Origin of the sequence: Arthrobacter sp. AB6 (genome assembly GCF_031844545.1) — a bacterium.
GTDB lineage: Bacteria > Actinomycetota > Actinomycetes > Actinomycetales > Micrococcaceae > Arthrobacter.
The window spans coordinates 15026-31987 of the sequence record NZ_JAUZVL010000018.1 but is presented as its reverse complement, the minus strand read 5'-3'; the positions used below and the strand labels follow the sequence as shown (position 1 = coordinate 31987).

At 59.7% G+C, this 16962-nt stretch carries 12 protein-coding genes; 9 read left to right on the top strand and 3 right to left on the bottom strand.

Going from position 1 to position 16962, the window contains the following annotated elements; genetic code table 11:
* The first annotated feature begins 8 nt into the window (after positions 1-8).
* The 4 genes from Q9R30_RS14010 to Q9R30_RS13995 all read left to right on the top strand — a co-directional run bounded on the left by Q9R30_RS14010 (position 9) and on the right by Q9R30_RS13995 (position 4133).
* On the top strand, positions 9-1271 hold the full coding sequence (locus Q9R30_RS14010; RefSeq protein WP_311217923.1) for an amidohydrolase family protein: 1263 nt from the start codon (positions 9-11) through the stop codon (positions 1269-1271).
* A 73-nt stretch (positions 1272-1344) separates the two neighbouring features.
* Positions 1345-2826: a cytosine permease gene (locus Q9R30_RS14005; protein ID WP_311217922.1), complete on the top strand. Its 1482-nt coding sequence runs from the start codon at positions 1345-1347 to the stop codon at positions 2824-2826.
* A gap of 138 nt (positions 2827-2964) precedes the next feature.
* Positions 2965-3264 (top strand): hypothetical protein, encoded by a 300-nt coding sequence (locus tag Q9R30_RS14000; protein WP_311217921.1) that lies wholly within the window; start codon positions 2965-2967, stop codon positions 3262-3264.
* A complete protein-coding gene (locus tag Q9R30_RS13995) occupies positions 3261-4133 on the top strand; it encodes an arginase family protein (protein ID WP_311217920.1) in 873 nt (290 codons plus the stop codon). Before Q9R30_RS14000 ends, Q9R30_RS13995 begins: the two co-directional genes overlap by 4 nt.
* A 942-nt stretch (positions 4134-5075) precedes the next feature.
* Here the strand turns inward: Q9R30_RS13995 and Q9R30_RS13990 are convergent.
* Together Q9R30_RS13990 and Q9R30_RS13985 are read right to left on the bottom strand one after the other, a co-directional pair.
* Positions 5076-5375: a hypothetical protein gene (locus Q9R30_RS13990; RefSeq protein WP_311217919.1), complete on the bottom strand. Its 300-nt coding sequence runs from the start codon at positions 5373-5375 to the stop codon at positions 5076-5078.
* 127 nt (positions 5376-5502) lie between these two features.
* Positions 5503-6849, bottom strand: coding sequence for an MFS transporter (locus Q9R30_RS13985; protein WP_311217918.1), 1347 nt, complete (start codon positions 6847-6849; stop codon positions 5503-5505).
* Positions 6850-7856: 1007 nt separating this feature from the next.
* Here Q9R30_RS13985 and Q9R30_RS13980 point away from each other — a divergent pair.
* The 4 genes from Q9R30_RS13980 (at position 7857) to Q9R30_RS13965 (ending at position 13187) form a co-directional block, all read left to right on the top strand.
* Positions 7857-9152, top strand: a complete 1296-nt coding sequence (locus Q9R30_RS13980) for a sugar ABC transporter substrate-binding protein (RefSeq protein WP_311217917.1) — start codon at positions 7857-7859, stop codon at positions 9150-9152.
* The gene (locus Q9R30_RS13975; RefSeq protein WP_311217916.1) at positions 9149-10720 is read left to right on the top strand and encodes a sugar ABC transporter ATP-binding protein; all 1572 of its coding nucleotides are present in this window, start codon (positions 9149-9151) and stop codon (positions 10718-10720) included. Before Q9R30_RS13980 ends, Q9R30_RS13975 begins: the two co-directional genes overlap by 4 nt.
* 178 nt (positions 10721-10898) lie before the next feature.
* Positions 10899-11768 carry an ABC transporter permease gene (locus tag Q9R30_RS13970; RefSeq protein ID WP_311217915.1) on the top strand — a complete coding sequence of 290 codons (870 nt, stop codon included), beginning with the start codon at positions 10899-10901 and terminating at the stop codon, positions 11766-11768.
* Between the two features lie 21 nt (positions 11769-11789).
* A complete protein-coding gene (locus tag Q9R30_RS13965) occupies positions 11790-13187 on the top strand; it encodes an amidase (protein ID WP_311217914.1) in 1398 nt (465 codons plus the stop codon).
* Between the two features lie 1186 nt (positions 13188-14373).
* On the opposite strand, the gene Q9R30_RS13960 is transcribed toward Q9R30_RS13965, so the two are convergent.
* Entirely contained in the window at positions 14374-15174 is an 801-nt protein-coding gene (locus tag Q9R30_RS13960) for an IclR family transcriptional regulator (RefSeq protein ID WP_311217913.1), read from the bottom strand.
* A gap of 139 nt (positions 15175-15313) precedes the next feature.
* On the opposite strand from Q9R30_RS13960, the gene Q9R30_RS13955 reads away from it, so the two are divergent.
* Positions 15314-16906, top strand: coding sequence for a class I adenylate-forming enzyme family protein (locus Q9R30_RS13955; RefSeq protein ID WP_311217912.1), 1593 nt, complete (start codon positions 15314-15316; stop codon positions 16904-16906).
* The last annotated feature ends 56 nt before the right edge of the window (positions 16907-16962 follow it).

Below are 16962 nucleotides of genomic sequence, written 5' to 3'. Positions count from 1 at the left end.
ACAATCAGATGGAACTGACACAAGGCACTACCGTCATCTTCGCCGGGGAACTCATCGACGGCACGGGCGCAAAGCCCGTACGGGATGTTGCCGTCAAGGTCGTTGACGGGATCATCGCCGAGATCGGCACACGGGAGACCGTGGACATCGCCGGCGCTGCCGTCATCGACCTCACCGGCGAGACCCTCCTGCCGGGAATCATCGACGCCCACATGCACTTCTTCGGTGTGCCAAGCCACCAGCTGCACCGCCTTCCAAAGGAGACCGAGTCCTACCGGGCACTCCGGGGAGCCGGCGAGGCCCGGAAGATGCTGCTGGCGGGTATCACGTCATCGAAGGACCTGGGATCCTCCGTCGGACCCGACATCCGTCGGGCGATCGACGAAGGCCACATCGCAGGACCGTGGCTCTCCGCGGCAGGCGAATTCATCACCACCACCAACGGCACATGGGAGTACACAGACCTGCCCCTGGAATGGGCGCGGCAACGCGACATCATCGCCGATGGCCCGGTAGCCATGCGCGAAATCGTTCGCCGGCGCATCCGCGCCGGGGCCAACTTCATCAAGCTGGGCCTGTCCAAAGGCTTCGTTGACGACAAGTACCACGCTTGGGGTGATGACCCGCTTCGGCAGCTGGCAGGTATGACCCTCGAAGAAGTGCAGGCAGCAACCGACGAGGCACACGCTCACAATGTCATGGTCAGTGCGCACTGCATCGGTGAAACCGCCGTAAACCTGGCCCTTGACGGCGGTGTTGATATCGTCGAGCACGGTTACGGAATCAGCGACAAGACCCGCAACCGGCTTGTCGAGCGCCAGATCCTCGTTGGCTCAACGATTTCCCAGCTCTACAGCCACCAGGCGGCGTACGATGAATTCCACTATCCCCAGTGGGAGCGGGACGTGTTCGACCGACACACGATTCAGATGCGTACAGATTTCAAAAAGGGCCTGGACGCAGGCGTCCGGTTCGTGCTCGGCTCCGACCTCATCGGTTATCCGACCCACCCCCAGGACACCGCAGCACGCGAGTTCCAGTACGCCGTGGAATGGGGCATGGACCCGGCCGAAGCAATCGTCGCCGGCACCATGCGCGGCGCCGAGGCCCTTGGAAAATCCGACCAGATCGGTACCATCGAAGTCGGAAAACGTGCGGACCTGATCGCAACAGCCAACAGCCCGCTTCAGGACATCACCGAACTGCAGCGCCCCACGTTCGTGATGCAGCATGGCCGGAAAATCCGCCACCAGGACCACATCTACATTTGATCACTTACGACGGAATGATTTTTCACTTGCACACCCAACTTTCCCCTGCGAACTTCAAAGAAGAGGCAACCGCATGTCCCCCAACGAAACCAGCGACAGCCGGACTTTCATAGAGTCCCACTCGTTCAATTACGTCCCCAAGTCCGACCGGCACGGCTCCGTCACCGGCCAGACCCAGTTCTGGTTCATGATCAACGCAACGATCATCACGGCCCTGGCCGGGACGGTCGGCCCCCTTGCGGGCCTTTCCCTTCAGTGGACTCTCATCGCCTTGGTTATCGGCAACCTTATCGGCGTCTCATTCCAGGCCTTCCATGGAACCCAGGGTCCGCACATGGGACTGCCGCAGATGATCCAGTCCCGCGTCCAGTTCGGCGCACGCGGGGCGCTGATTCCCATCGCGGCGGCCGCGATCATCCAGATCGGCTTCGGTATCTTCAACCTGCAGACCGCAAGCCAGTCGCTGGGCAACATCACAGCCCCGCAGCCGGTCCTCTACCCGGTCGTCCTTGGGGCAGCAGCAATTCTCACCGCCATCGTGGGATTCCGGCTCATCATGGCGATCGAAAAGCTCGCGTCCTACTTCATGGTGGCAAACCTGCTGTTCCTGACCATCGCAGTCTTCGCCACACTGCCCATGGGCGACCTGATGGCAGTCGGTGGATTCGTCCCCGCCGCCTTCATTGCACAGATCGCCGCGGCGGCGACCTACCAGATCGCGCTTGCGCCCATGATCTCGGACATGACCCGATACCTGCCGGCCAAGATCGGTAACCGGGCGGTGGTCACATCCGTCTTCTGCGGCACCCTGGTCTCAGCAACCTGGATCGAGGCGCTCGGCGCCGTGGCAGTGACCGCATACCCGGACGAAGACGCAGTAGCAGCCCTCGCCCACATCGGAAACTCCTTCGGATTCGGCTTGGGGACCATCACTCTCACCATCGCAATCGTCGTCACCCTTGCCACCTTCACCCAAGGCATGTACAGCGGCTCGATCGCAGTACTCAGCGGGCTTGAGGCGTTCAAACCGCTGAAACCCACCGCCAGACTGCGCTCAATCGCCCTGGGCGTTGCCGGGCTGGTGGTAATCCTGGCAAGCCTGCTCGTGCCGGAGGACATCCTGAGCCAGTTCGGGGTCTTCCTCACCATCCTCGGATACCTTCTCATTCCGTGGACGGCCATCAACCTCACCGACTACTACCTGATCCGGCGCGGCCGGTACTCCATCACCGACATCCTCAGCCGCGACGGTGGGCTCTACGGCCGCTGGAACTCCAGTGGACTGACCAGCTACGTCATCGGCATGGCCGTGATGATCCCCTTCATCAGCCTGCCGTTCTACACCAGCCCCTTTGCTGCCCTGATCGGCGGCACCGACATCAGCTTCGTCGCTGGATTTATCGGCGCCTCGGTCGCCTATGCCCTGCTCACCCGCAAACTCGATCTCCGTGCAGAACTGTCCATTGTGGAGTCCAGGCCCCTGCACACCGGCTCGATCCGCAAAATAGATGCGCCATCCACGGCTCCGTCATCAGAGTTAAACCCTGCCAACTGATCGGCTCGATTAGACAGCCGGATTAGCAGTTTTTTCGAGGCACCGGATTTGCCCCCAAGTCGCTCCTGTTGCAGGGCGCAGATGCCCTGCAACAGGACGACCACGGTGTTCCGCCTCATTCCCCCCTTAAGGATTATTGTGAAAAACAATGACGCCTTCGTCGAAGACCGCTCCTTCGACTGGGTTCCACCGTCGGAACGCACAGGCAATTATCAATCTCAAACCCAACTCTGCTTCATGGTCAACGCGCCGTTCTCTAGGGCGGCGACAGGAACTCTGACCCCGTTTTCCCGACGGGGACTGTCCTGGAATGACGTCGATGCTCTTCGGGAGCATCACAAAGATGGGCCTGCGGCAGATTATTCACTCCAACGCGCAACCCGGCGTCAAGCGGTGGCGACAAGCAGCAGCGCCGCACAAGAGGAGATCGCGCGGTGACAGGAACATTGAGACTGCTCTGGCCCCAATGGCAGGGTGCCGAACCCGGCGCTGTAGACGCCCTCACTCCAGAACTCAATCAGAAAGAGGGACGCCTGGCATACGGGATCGGCGGCAACATCGCTGCCTTGCTTGCCCCACCTGCCGCCTGCCCTACGGCCACCGTTCCCGTCAGCGACTACGACCCGGCACTTCCCAAGGAAGACGGCATCGAGGCAAAGACTGAGGTTCTCCGACAGAACAGCGCCGCACTGGAGCTAATTGCTGCGGCAAACCCTGATCGCATCGTGACCATCGGCGGTGACTGTGCTGTCAGCCTAGTCCCCTTTTCCTACCTTGCCGCCAAATACGGAGACGACTTCGCCGTCGTATGGCTGGACAGCCACGCCGACTCCAACCTTCCCCACGGACCCAACGCCGGGCTCAACACCATGGTCGTCACCCACCTCCTTGGTAAAGGCGACCAGGCAGTGCTCGCCGATCTGCCCGGAACGGTTTCCCCTCCCCAAGTACTCCTGGCAGGAGCTCACGGCTGGGATGACCAGGACGCGACCAACGTCAAAGAGTGGGACCTGACCGTGATCCAGCCCGCCGAACAAAGCGTCTTCGTTTCATCGGTACTGGAGTGGCTGCACAGATCAGGATGCCGCCACGTCGCAGTTCACTTTGATGTTGACGTCATTGCCAGCACCGATGCGGCACTGGGAATGGCCCACGAGCCCGATGCCGTAACCGCGGCCACGGCCCTGGGCACGATCACAGCGATCGCGGAACACTTCGACCTGGTCGGCCTCACGGTGGCCGAGTTCGTGCCCCGGGAGGCAATGAAGCTGCGCAGCATTCTGCAGTCTTTGCCCCTCCTTTGCTGACATCGCCCCGCTGAGGTTTCAGACAAGGCAAAAGAGATATAGGGACAGGCGCAGCAAGCTCCTGAACCTGTGTCCCTCCTAACCGATGGAACTGAAACTGGTGACGACAGCATCGAGCTCACCTATCAAGTACCTTCCGGCACCACAAAAGAACTCGGCCTCCTATAACTGCACGGCCGCCAGCAGCTCGGATTCTCCAGGGCTCGGAGGCAGTCGATGCGTCCAACCAGCATCTTTCGTTGATGCATCCTAACAGGTACCTCCCAGGCAAAAGGCTCCAAAAGAAAACACTCGGATGAAGAACAACCAAAGAGAGCCGGGACCACATCCGGTCACAACCGAAGCCAACCATCAATGGTGGAAACCAGGAATGCGGGAAGTCAATGTCCAAAGCGGGGCAGACGCAGAAAGTGCCATCGAAGAGGCAATTGCAGTTGTTACCGAATCCGCAGAGCATTACGAAACAGGAATCCTAGTGACCCGTATCAGTCAAGACACGTACATCGTGCGCGCACATCCAACGGTCCCCTACGGACTGGTCCGGCAACAGCGTATGAACCCGGACAGTCGAGGCACAACGTGGCCCTCTCCCGCAACGGGGACCGCTTCCACGTGATCAAATGTCTCAGTCGACCGAGCCGTTGAGATTCTGACTGGGGCGCCGGTGCCTGATAAAGCAAGTTTTTTGATCGTCTTAAGCCATGTTGAACGACACCCAAAGCTGACGCATGGCTCCTTGTCTGGGTCCTAGGAACAGCCGGAGCTTGTCTGCGTTTGAACAAGGAGTTAGGTCCCCCGCCCACAGCCGGGGACAATTCTCATAATTTATCCGCTACTGCTGCCAGCGAGCTATCCCAAGGGCTCCCACTTCCAGCCGTGGATAACCTGAATTGACCCCAGCCATGGACGGGATCAGAGTCGTCAACAGTTCCGGCCGCGTGATCAGCAAGCACGGCTTCGAACGGCCGAGGCAGGTTGACGGAAGGGCAGCTGGTACAGGATGAGCCGTCCGTGGACGATGGCAAGGACGGGTTCGAGCGCAATCGGCAGCACAGGCACCAGGGTGGCAAGCCGGCCGCAGCGGCTAGAATCCCTGGGGGTCAGTTGGCCAGCCGCCTGCGGCACACCAATAACTGCTGCCGTCGTGGCGGTGATAGGCACGGTGAGCGAGAGCACGCCGATTCCGGGGAAACGATCCGCGCTACTCTGGGTGAGAAGAATATAGGTGGCGTTGATACACATCCATCCTGAGCCCGACTGCAAATACTGTCGGGCCGGTTCGTCTGTTCGATCGCCTGCTTAAATTTTTTCGTTCGGCAGAACGGGGGAGGGTCGCCGCAGTTGTACGCTGCGGCGACCCTCCGAAAACTCACCGGCTGGTGGGAGTAGCCATCTTGATATCGTCTGCGAGCACGACCTCGTCGACATCCCCGGTGTTATCGCGGATGGTACGGGATGCAACGAGAGTGACAATGCACAACGCTGCCATATAGGCGGCGATCCACCAGATACTGACCGGCAGCAACGCTACGGCGATGAGCGGAGCGAGCCCTCCCCAAAGGGGCGAGCTGAACTGGTACCCGAGGCTTGCCCCGCTGTACCGCAGTCCAGCCGGAAATGACTCTGCAATGAGCGCCGGCTGGGGGCCGTACTGCATGGTCCAGGGAACGAGTGAAAGAACAACGGTCACGGCCACAACAACGGGATGGCCGGTGTTCAGGAGCCCGAAGTACGGGAAGATGAATAGCAGCTGAAGCATCGTGCCAATCACGTAGGTGCGTCGCCGGCCGATCCGGTCCGACAACCAGCCGAAAAACGGCACGGTGAACATTGCGATTGCTGAAGCTCCAAGGACACAGTTCAGAATGAATTCCCTACTGAAGCCCAAGACGGTCGTGCCGTATACGAGCACGAATGATGCGAAGACGTAGTAGGGCGCATTTTCTCCGGCTCGAAGGAAAATGATGGTAAGGATTTCGCGCCAGTTTTTGCGGATCACCTCAATAACTGGTTGCTTAGCAACAGCGCCCATAGCCTTGGTCTTCTTGAAGGCTGCTGATTCATCCACCTTCGCGCGCATGTAGAAACCCACCAGAATAAGCAGGACAGAGACATAAAAGGGCCAGCGCCATCCAGCGAAGGGGCCGGAGCCGACGAAATCGTCACCCGTAACAGCAGAAACGAACGAAATGACACCAGTGGAAATTAGCAGGGCCACCGGCACACCGAATCCAGGCCACGCAGCGTAAAATCCCCGCTTTTCCTTAGGCGCGGCTTCCATGGCGATTAGGACGGCTCCGCCCCATTCCCCACCAACCCCGATGCCTTGCACAATGCGCAGGACCACGAGAAGAATAGGGGCCCAGATACCAATCTGTTCGTATGTCGGCAGCATGCCAATGGCCAGAGTGCCAAATCCCATGATTAGGAGTGTGCTGATCAGAGCGGCCTTTCGGCCGATACGGTCTCCCATATGCCCGAAGATAACTCCGCCAAGTGGACGGGCGAGAAATCCGACGGTGTATGTGCCAAAGGAAGCCAGAACGGCGAGCTGGGGATCTGAATCCTTGAAAAAAACCGTGGGGAATACCAGTGCCGCGCAAGTAGCGTAAATATAAAAGTCATACCATTCGATGGTTGTTCCTACCGTGGCCGATACCAGCGTCCGGCGTACGCTGGATTTAGTTTCGACTGCGACCGTTGACGCTCCTCTCATGATTCCTCCAGAACAGTGATCGGGGCGGCAAGGCGAGTAAATCGAGTAAAGGGGCCGAGGCCCCGGTTGCTCGAGGAAGTACTGCGGTCGTCCAGGCCCGCTCTTTCGTGCAGATCGAGGCAGAGGCGGGCTGGGCGGGCCTGTTTATGGGCGGTAGCAAGGACAGCTGGCCGCCGGTGCTCTGCAGCAGGGTAAGTGCCAGGAGCGTTCATAGTGTCGAACTTGAAATAGACGGGTGCTGCGTAACGAACAGTATCCGCATCCTTTTCGATCAGCGCGGCCCCAGCCTCAACTCCCTCTACAGAAGGCATTTCAATTCGGTACGCTCCACCGTCATGGAAGCGCCGGGTCACTTCTGACATCTGCCTTCGCAGCTGCCGAACCACCTCAGGAGCCAAATCATTCGAGTGCATGCAGGTAGCCTCCCATTTCCATCGCCATTGATGTTCGATATTTCGAATGATTGTCGAATTGCTGAACAAGCATAAGGCGACTTTGTTGACATGTGCAACATTCGGTACATTGTTCGAAATTGCGAATGCGGGAACGGGATAGTGAAATGGAAATGATGCGATGCCTGCCGCGGGGGGCGCAACATTGAAGGCATCAATAACTGTGGTGGCAGTATCTGGGAGATCCGAACGTCGGTACCACTGCCGTCGTGGATAGTGTCGTGTTCAGAACTAGGCTTTCGAAGGTTTTTCTGCGTGGTAAGTGACGAAGGTTCGCTAGCGATGTGCCAGGCCGTTTGCGAAGGGCCAAACGATCCACCCTCAGTCCCTGAACCTTCCATGCCGGGCAGCGGCTGCATCCGTCTCCAGCCCCCAGTCCCCCACGCTGCACGTTCTAGGACCAGTCCCCCAGGCTGGACTTTCTAGGACTCAGACGCCAGCGGCACCTTCTTCGCTTCATACCAACTTTGGCCTACCCATTGACCAGTTGAGTTGCGCGCGCGTACGCTGTTCGAAACACCGACTAGTGTTCCCCATTTCGAACAAGGAGAAGGCATGATGAACGATTGGAAAGTTGAACCGCGGCGACGCAGTTTCCTCCAAGCCAGCGCGGCGTTGGCCTTCTCGGCCGCCTTTGCGACTGGTTGTGGCATCTTGGACCAGAAGTCGTCAACCGGCGTGGAAGGCAAGAAAGGAGGGAAGTTCCTTCTCTCCTTCGACGCTTTGGATATCGACTTCTATGTGAACTGGGAAAAAGGCGGCCGTGCCGCTGCTGAGGCGCTAGGGCTGACGTATGCCAAGTCCGTCTCGAACTACGACGTGTCGGTACAGCGTTCCGCATTTGAAGATGCGGTCGTTCAAGGGATTCAGGCGGTTGGTATGACCTCCCCGGACGAGGGTGCAACTCCCTCACTTATTCAGTCGCTTGCCAAAAACAACATATTTGTGGCGAACAATGGCACTAACGCCCCGTGGAACACGCCTTTTGATAACGGCAGCCACCACATCGCCTACCACGCCCCGGATAACTACCTCGCTGCCCGTCAGGTGGCAAAGGTGCTCTTCGACGCCATGGGCGGTTCTGGCAAGCTCGTTCATATCGAGGGCGTGCGGGGGCTGTCGCATGACACTGAACGCACCCTGGGACTCGACTCCATGCTCAAGGAGTATCCGGGCGTCCAACTCGTGGCACGTCAGCCTGGCAACTACAACCGAGCAGATGCCCAAGGTGTCATGGAGAACATCTTGAACGCACACCCCGATGTTGCCGGCGTATTCGTGCAGAACGATGACGGCGCGCTGGGGGTGATGTCAGCGCTTCAAAGTGTTGGTCATAAGGCATTGGTAACAGGCATGGACGGCATGCCCGAGATGCTGAGCAAGATCCAAAGCGGAGAAGCACTGGCAACCTGGGTGCAGGATCCCAGCTACCAAGCAGGCCTCCAGGCAGTACTCCTGTTCGATGCGTTGAACGGCTGGACACCACGCACTCCGGAACGCATGATGATGCCCGGCACGTTCATCATCGACAGTCCCAAGTCCGCCGAACTGTACAAAAAAATCCTTGAAAAGGGTTCTCCTTACGACTGGGCGAGGATGTCGAGGACCCTGCACCCCAATGACTGGGACATGCAAAACCTCATGTCTCCGATCGATCCCAACGCATTCTGGGAGCGGCGAACGGGCGAGAAGCCTGCCGGGTATGTGCTTCCTGCAGAGTTCCAGAAGTCTAAAGACTCCGGGGAATGGGATGCCGTCACCCGCGAGTACGCCGGATTCAAGATTGATCCGCTCGCCGAGGTGAAGGCGGCCACCAACTACGGCGGAGCCTTTGTGGGCGCCGGCCAATGAGCGAGGCTACTCTGACGGACGATTCCGTGACACAGGCCGGCAACGTCCTATTGGAAACCGAAGGGCTCACTAAGAAGTACGGAGAGTACACAGCCCTCAACGGAGTCTCACTCGAGGTTCGTCGGGGTGAGGTGCTCGGTTTGATCGGCGAGAACGGTGCCGGCAAATCAACGCTGCTAAACCTCATCACCGGCACAACCGATCCGACGTCGGGGACCATGCGACTTCGGGGTCAGAAGTACTCCCCCCGGAATTACCGAGACGCCAGCCAAGTCGGGGTCTATCGGGTCTTTCAAGAGCTTGCACTCGTCAGCACCATGTCCGTGTATGAGAATCTGTTTCTCGCGCACGAGCAACGCTTCCCTGGATTCGGGCCTCCACGGATGGCCGCGATGAAGACCCGGGCAAAAGCACTGCTACAGAAATACGATCACAGCCACGTCGACGTTACCCGCAGCGTGGGCGAGCTCGACTTTCCCACCCGTCAGATCCTCGAAGTGATCAAGTGCATCGGACTCTCTGAACTATACGGAGTCGAACACCCGGTCATTCTCCTCGACGAGCCAACCACCGCGCTCTCCTTGGATGAAACGGTGTTCTTCGCCGACTTCGTTCGCCGTATCCGGGACGACGCGGGAATCATTTTTGTGTCGCATCGCCTTGAGGAACTGATCGATTTGAGCGACAGACTCCTCATCATGAAAGACGGTGAGGTTGTTGCCCGCACTCCCGATTTCGCCATGACCCCTCATGCCATCCACGCGTTGATGGTCGGCCGAGAGCGAGATGAAGGGTTCTACCAGGAGCATAAGCAAACCGAGGAGGCCGGGACCGAGGCCGTCCTGCGATGCCGTGACCTTGTCGATTCGCAGGGCGAGTTCTCCGGGATCTCATTTGACCTCCACAAAGGCGAGATCCTCGGGATCGGCGGGGTCGTCGGGTCGGGAAAGAGCGCGCTTGCCGCATCTATCTACGGTTACGGGTCCCCGCTCGCGTCAGGCGCCGTCGAAGTCAACGGTAAAAAAGTGGATAAGGTTACTGTCGCTGGGATGATGCGCCGCGGACTGGGCTACGTACCCCCCGAGCGTGGGGATGTCGGAATGCTCTTGGACCATTCCGTGAGCTGGAATTTGTCACTCCCCCGCCTGGGTCCAGGGGATCTCGACAGGGGGCCAATCAAAACCCGCTCGGAAACAAAGTCCGCTGTAACGATGATTGGGAAATTCGGCATCAAGACCCAAGGACCGGAGCAGGCGGTTGTCGAGCTCAGCGGCGGCAACCAGCAGAAGATCATGATTGCTCGCTGGGTGGCCAGACGATCCTCGATTCTCTTCCTGGATAATCCCACTCGCGGCGTCGATGCAGGGGCCAAGGCCGAAATCTACCGCCTCTTGCGTGACCTCACCCTTGAGGGCGTCTCCATCCTCCTCGTGAGCGATGACCTCCTGGAGCTCATCGGGCTCTCTGACCGCATCCTGCTCATGAAAGACGGGGTTGTTGTCCACGAGCAGCAGACCCCCCCTTCTGCCAAGCCTGAGGAGTCGGATCTCATCTCTCACATGATCTGATTCGTCCACCGAGCACCAGTTCAACAACAAAGCGAGCATAGCTATGAGCAAAACCATAACCGAGCCCATCCAGATTGAGACCGGGAGTCGGAAAAGCAGGCTAATCGGAAATTTGATGACACGCCGGACCGGGGGTCCCCTCTTAGTACTTGTGATCCTGTTCGTAGGATTCAGCATCATGAGCACACAGTTCGGGACACCAGCGAACTTTATGAATCTGACGCGTCAATCCTCGGTGCTGCTGCTGATCGCATTGGCAGGAACCTTCCCAATCATCATGGGAAGTATTGACTTGTCAGTCGGTGCCATCGCGTCCCTGGCCGCGGTGTCGGGAGCCGTGCTGCTCCGGGACTATGACTCGCCGATGATGCTGCTCCTGGTCCCCCTGCTTGGCGCCTGCGCCGGAGCAATAAACGGGCTACTCATCGCCTACGGAAAATTACCCAGCTTTATGGTGACATTGGGGTCGATGTTCGTGTTCCAGGGAGTCGTCCTATACGTCTCCGAAGGGACACCCATCCCGGTGGGTGACCTCGGCGGGTTTGGCGACTTCTTTGCCGGCAGCTTCCTCTTTGGTTTCCCAAACATCGCAGTGTTCGCCCTTATGGTCATGCTCGCCGTGGCTGCCGTCGCGAAATGGACACGATTCGGACGTTTCGTCTACGCCATAGGTGGCGGAGAATCAGTCTCCACGCTCTCGGGTGTTCCCGTTCGTCGAGTTAAGTTCCTCGTGTTCGTTGTCTCGGGCGCGTTGGCGTCGGTCGGCGGAATCCTTCTGATGCTTCGAGTGCAGTCCGGATCTCCCGGCATCGGCGACCCCTTCCTTCTCGCCGCGGTCGGAGCAATTGTGGTTGGAGGAACCCCGCTTACGGGCGGCTTGGGTGGGCCGCACCGCACCCTTCTGGGAGTTGTCATCATGGGAGGGCTGGCTAACGGAATGAGTGTTGCCATGGTGCACCCGTACCTGCAGACAGTCATCACCGGCGCTGTGGTCGTCGGCGCCGTAGCACTGACGATTGACCGGTCGCGACTATCAGTGGTCAAGTGAGGCCACCGTGCCGAACCTCGGATGACACTCAAAAACCAAGGCATGGTCCCGATTCCTTCTGGTGATTTGCCGTTGCTTTCGATAGCACAAACACAACTCCTTCTCGACAGTGGGAAAGTCGCGTACGCCGATCTGGCGGAGGCATTCGTCACCCGCTGCCGCCGGTTGAGGGAGACGCTGAACTGCTTCGAGGACGAGTTTTATGAGTCGGTACTCGCCGCCTCGCGCCTTGGGGACGAAAACCAGCCCCCGGGAGTGTTGCGCGGCGTGTATCTCGGGCTCAAGGACAACATCACGAGCAGTGAAGGTTCGACCTCGAACGGATTCCGCCGGGCGCCCACCGTCCAGCCAGGTGTTTCGACCATCGACCGAAGACTGCGGGCCGCTGATGCGTCCGTTCTGGGGAAGCTGGGCATGCCGGAGGGCGCCTTCACGGAGCATCTTCCAGAGCGTTCTGTCCCACGGAACCCTTGGGACCCCGCGCTGTGGCCAGGCACGTCCTCAAGCGGGGCGGGAGTCGCCGTTGCTTCTGGCCTTGTTCATGCAGCGATAGGCACCGACACGGGCGGATCTCTCCGTTTCCCCGCGGCGTGCAATGGAGTGACATCTTTGCGGCCGAGCTATGGCGGGATCAGCAGATACGGCGTATTTCCGCTCGCCCCGTCCTTCGACCAGCCGGGAATCATTGCCCGGAGCGCCCAAGACGTCCAGACAGTCTTTGATACCGTGGCGGGCTGGGACCCACTGGATGTAACAACTATTGGAACTAACTCGCGCAGTTCACAACTGGCTGCCGGAGCGATCGTCGTGGGAGTGGACACAGCGTGGACACTCGAAGACGTAGGGGCGTTCGCGCGCAGCGGCATGCAAAATGCCATCCTCGCTCTGGAAAACACCGGTATCGCCGTGAGAGAGACCGTGATGCCGGATGCGCACAGCATCGCTGACGATTGGTGGACGATCGCCGCGTACGAGGCCAGACTGGCCTACGACCGGATGGGCCTTTTAGAAGACATGGCACCGAAGGGTGACCTACGCCAGTTCCTCGAAGCTGGCTACCGTATCCAAGACGCTGCGTATTTCGAAGCCCAAGAGCGGCGCGAACGTTATAGGCAAGCAGTGTTAGAGACGTTCGAGGGGGTTGATTGCGTACTGACTCCTGTTCTCCCAGACGGGGTCCCAACGGCCGCGAGCCTTGAAACGATAGGTCCCGCTGCGATCAATCGTCTTCACAAGTTCGTGGGGATTGCGCCCTTCGCAGCCCTTCCGGCGCTGACCCTTCCATCAGGGGACGAGGAACCTGTTCCCCCGGCGGTTCAACTTCTGGGTCATCCCAACGGCGACCGTATGCTCCTCTCAATCGGCATTGCACTGCAGGAAACGACCCGATGGCACCTTCTTCACCCGCCGGTCGACTGAGGCTGCTCAATGCAGCGTTCCGGCAGACACGAATAGGCTTTTGAGGTCACTGATGCCAGTGATCCCCGGGACGACTTGCCCGCGTCCCGGGCCTTCGTGCTGGTGAACGACGACAAAGATCTCCGTGGCCTTCTACATGGATCCCTGGCAGCAACTCTTCCCGCGCTGTTCCCCATAGAGCACCCAGCTCGGGCCTGGGCATGTCCTACAACATCCCAGCAGCGGTTCTGGGCGGCACCGCACCGCTCATCATCGAGACCATCATCCGCGGTACGGGCACCCGTATTTCCGCAGTTTCTACCTATCAGCGACGGCGCTGGTTGGACCCCTTGCCGTCCGTACCGGCGGGCCACCCCTGACCCGAATGGCTACCGCCCCCGGCCGACCCCTCAAGCCTCGAAGCTGCCCACGCACCAGGCACAAACCCGTGCGTGCGCGTTCCGGGATGAGTCGTCCTCACTGGAAAGAGCTCCAGGGGCGCACCAGGTACAACAACACAGGGCTGGGCGACCACCGTACGCGCGGGAAAACACTCTCTGTGTCGCGCGAAACGAACACGGAAGTCGCTGGGAGAAATGTGCAGGCGCTGATTGAAATTCGGCGCACAGATTCCGAACTGCCAAAACCGAAGCCGTGGCCGCCCTGGAATCACTATGCCCAGCGGCCAGCAACGCTTCGGCTTGCTCCAACCGCAAGGCAGAGGCCGGAACGGCAACGCCGGAGACAAGGCGACGTGACCGCATCTCTCGTCCGACACGGGCGGCTTGGGCATCAAGCGCCCGCGCGAACCGCGATCGCCTGACAGACCGACCGGAAGCGAGGCGCCTCGGGGGCGGCGGAGATGCGGCAGGGGCTATGTCGAGAGCTGCGCGGCTGCCAGGTGGGAGCGGTCAATGCATTGACATGAGGAATCACCCTTCAACGGTTCTCCGCACTGCCATGCGCCAGGGCTTGCACCGACCATGGACCCGAGCCATGACCATTCGAACAAACTGCGGGAAGGAGCACGATGACCACAAGCCGGACATCGTGCCACCGTAGCCGGTCTCCTATGAGCAACCAGCCATGACGACAGCATTGCCTTGTCCTCCTTGGCCTACCGGGTTTGGAAAGTTGGCGAGCCTTGGGCGGCGATCAGGATTGTCCTGGCGCCGCTCATGCCCCAGGAAGGGGACTATCTGCGGCGTTATACCGCTTCCCGCTTGGAAGCAGCAGTGCGTGCAGCAGGAGTCCCGCCCAGGCGGCGAGTCAGATCAGCGGCGCCGTCCAGAACTATCTTTCCCAGTCGATGCCTAATGTCCTCATTCCAACGGTTCGTCGGCACGGAAATGCTGATTCCGGCAACAACGGTGCCTGTGACATCACGAACCGGCGCGGCAATGCACGCAACATCCTCGTTGGATTCGCAAAACTCCGTGGCGTAACCCGTCTCGCGGACGGCGGCGACTGCCGAGCGCAACTCATCCACGGTGGCGATGCTCCGCACGGTCATTTTTGGCAGGTCCCGGTGCTGGCTGTAGATCGAATCAAATTCCTCCGGGGTGAGACCGGAAAGCAGAGCTTTACCCACTGCGGTGCAGTGGGCAGGAAGCCGACGCCCTACGGCAGACACCATGCGGACTGAATGCGAGCTGTCTGCCTTGGCGATGTAAATGACGGAATCCTCGTCCAGGATCCCCACATGAACTGTCTCATTGCACTGCTCGGAGACGGACTGGCTCACGAGCTGCCCCTGCCGGCTCAAATCCACCCGGTCTTGATACCGCTGCCCCAAGGCAACTGTGGCGGGACCCAGCTCGAAGCGCTTGGTATCGGTGCCCACCTCCAGCAGATACTGTCGCTGGACCAGCGTGTGCACGAGCTCGTGGACTGTCGTTCGAGGAAGCCCCAGACGAGCTGTGATGTCGGGAGCTGCCAAAGTGTCATGCTCGAGAAACAATTCAAGTGTGTCCAAAGCCCGGGCAACTGCCGGAACTGGTCGTGCCACTGAACCCTCCAATGTAGACTTGCAAAAACTACTATTCGAAGTATCGCACGTCGTTCGCTATTTCGTCGACTGTTTTGGAGGGGCTGCCTTGCATCATACCCGCAGTTCGGAACCGGACTCTTGCCGGGCACCAGTTGATATGGAAGCCCTCGCCCACGGCTCATTCGTCGATCTTCTGCTCTCACGCACTGACGATGATGCAGTCTTCCTGATCGAAAGCGGCGCAGATGGCACACGCACAGAGTGGACAGTGCAGCAGTGGCGCAACGCCGCGATCAGCGGCGGCCGACAGCTCGTCGAGGCCGGCGTCCGTCCAGGCGACCGGGTAGGAGTTCCGGCCCGGAACTCCGCCTTGTCTCTTCTTTCCATGTTCGCCTGCTGGACCGCGCATGCGTGCTGCGTGCCGCTTGAAACAGAGGGCCTTTCCCCCGATGGCTGGAACCGGGCTCTGGACTCCACCGATTGCCGCTTCCAGGTGCATTTCGGCGAAAGCCTTTATGACGGAAGTGACCTGCCGGCGTCCGCCGCGTCGTGCCCCTCGGTTGTCCTCGCTCTGCCTTCCGCCACCGATGAGAGCGAACTTTCTCCACCCCCCGTTCCGGCTGCTTGTGGTGAAGTGATCGGTCTTTGCCTGTACAGCAGTGGCACGACAGGAGCTCCGAAGGGAATCAACCTTCAATATCGGAATCTTCTCGTAAACCTCGACTCCATGCAGACCGCTTTCGGCTGGACTCCCTCCGACCGCGTCATGACAGTCCTGCCGATTAGCCATGGAAATGGCCTCATTATCGGCTCTCTGTTCCCTTGGTATTGCGGCGCTTCCGTGGTGCTTTCTGAACGCTTCAGCCGGCAGGCGTTCTGGGAAGTTGCGGCAAAAGAGGGCGCTACGGTCTCCAGTGTGGTGCCAACCGTCCTCGCCTACCTGGACTCTGACAAGGATGCGGTTTGGGCGCCGGATTTCCGCGAGTTCGTTTCGGGCAGCGGCCCGCTTTCACGCTCCCTGGCTGGCAGGGTATCTGCCAGAGGCCCGGCTATCCGGCAGATATATGGACTCAGCGAAACTACGTGCATCGTCACTATGACCCCTGCGCTCCCTGCTGCCTTGGACTTCCAGCCCGATCCCGCACTTAGCCATCTGGTGTCCGTGGGACCGGCGGTACCTCATGCGGATGTTGCAGTTCTCGACCGCTCAGGCGCACCGGTTGGGCCGGGAATTTCGGGGGAAGTCGCGGTGCGGGGTTCTGTGATCATGCATTCGTACCACGGCCAGGATCCGAGCCGGTTGGAGAGCCAGCCCTGGTTTCGGACCGGAGACCAGGGCTGTTGGGTTGCCGGGCCTGATGGGTTGCCCTGGTTTTACATCACGGGTCGGCTAAAGGACATTGTCATCCGTGGTGGCCTCAACATTTCACCCGTCGAGGTCGAAGACGCACTGCTGGGACACCCCCGCATCGATGAGGTCTTGGTTTTTGGAGTTCCCCATGAAGCGCTGGGCGAGGAGATTGGCGTGGCCATCGTTTCCCATGCGGGCATCAGTGAGACCGAAGTGCGCCAGTTCGCGGAAACCGTCCTGGAAAAAGCAAAACGTCCGTCCCTGATCACCCTTGTACCGTCCATCCCCAGGACCCGGTCGGGTAAAGCGCAACGTCAGAGCTTCTCGCAGACCCTGCTGGCAGAGCTGCGCACGTCCGGAGATGCGAGTGAGGCCGCTCGGGGAACGAGCGATGTATGAAGATCCCGCCCGGGCCGGACGGCAAATCTGCTGCAAGGGTAGAAAGGTGCGGCGGA

Excerpts from the sequence above, each read along its gene's own strand:
- Q9R30_RS13970 (WP_311217915.1), top strand. The coding sequence starts at position 10,899 with ATGAGCACACAGTTCGGGACACCAGCGAACTTTATGAATCTGACGCGT.
- Q9R30_RS13975 (WP_311217916.1), top strand. The coding sequence starts at position 9,149 with ATGAGCGAGGCTACTCTGACGGACGATTCCGTGACACAGGCCGGCAAC.
- Q9R30_RS13965 (WP_311217914.1), top strand. The coding sequence starts at position 11,790 with ATGACACTCAAAAACCAAGGCATGGTCCCGATTCCTTCTGGTGATTTG.
- Q9R30_RS13985 (WP_311217918.1), bottom strand. The coding sequence starts at position 6,849 with ATGAGAGGAGCGTCAACGGTCGCAGTCGAAACTAAATCCAGCGTACGC.
- Q9R30_RS14005 (WP_311217922.1), top strand. The coding sequence starts at position 1,345 with ATGTCCCCCAACGAAACCAGCGACAGCCGGACTTTCATAGAGTCCCAC.
- Q9R30_RS14010 (WP_311217923.1), top strand. The coding sequence starts at position 9 with ATGGAACTGACACAAGGCACTACCGTCATCTTCGCCGGGGAACTCATC.
- Q9R30_RS13980 (WP_311217917.1), top strand. The coding sequence starts at position 7,857 with ATGATGAACGATTGGAAAGTTGAACCGCGGCGACGCAGTTTCCTCCAA.
- Q9R30_RS13955 (WP_311217912.1), top strand. The coding sequence starts at position 15,314 with ATGGAAGCCCTCGCCCACGGCTCATTCGTCGATCTTCTGCTCTCACGC.
- Q9R30_RS13990 (WP_311217919.1), bottom strand. The coding sequence starts at position 5,375 with ATGTGTATCAACGCCACCTATATTCTTCTCACCCAGAGTAGCGCGGAT.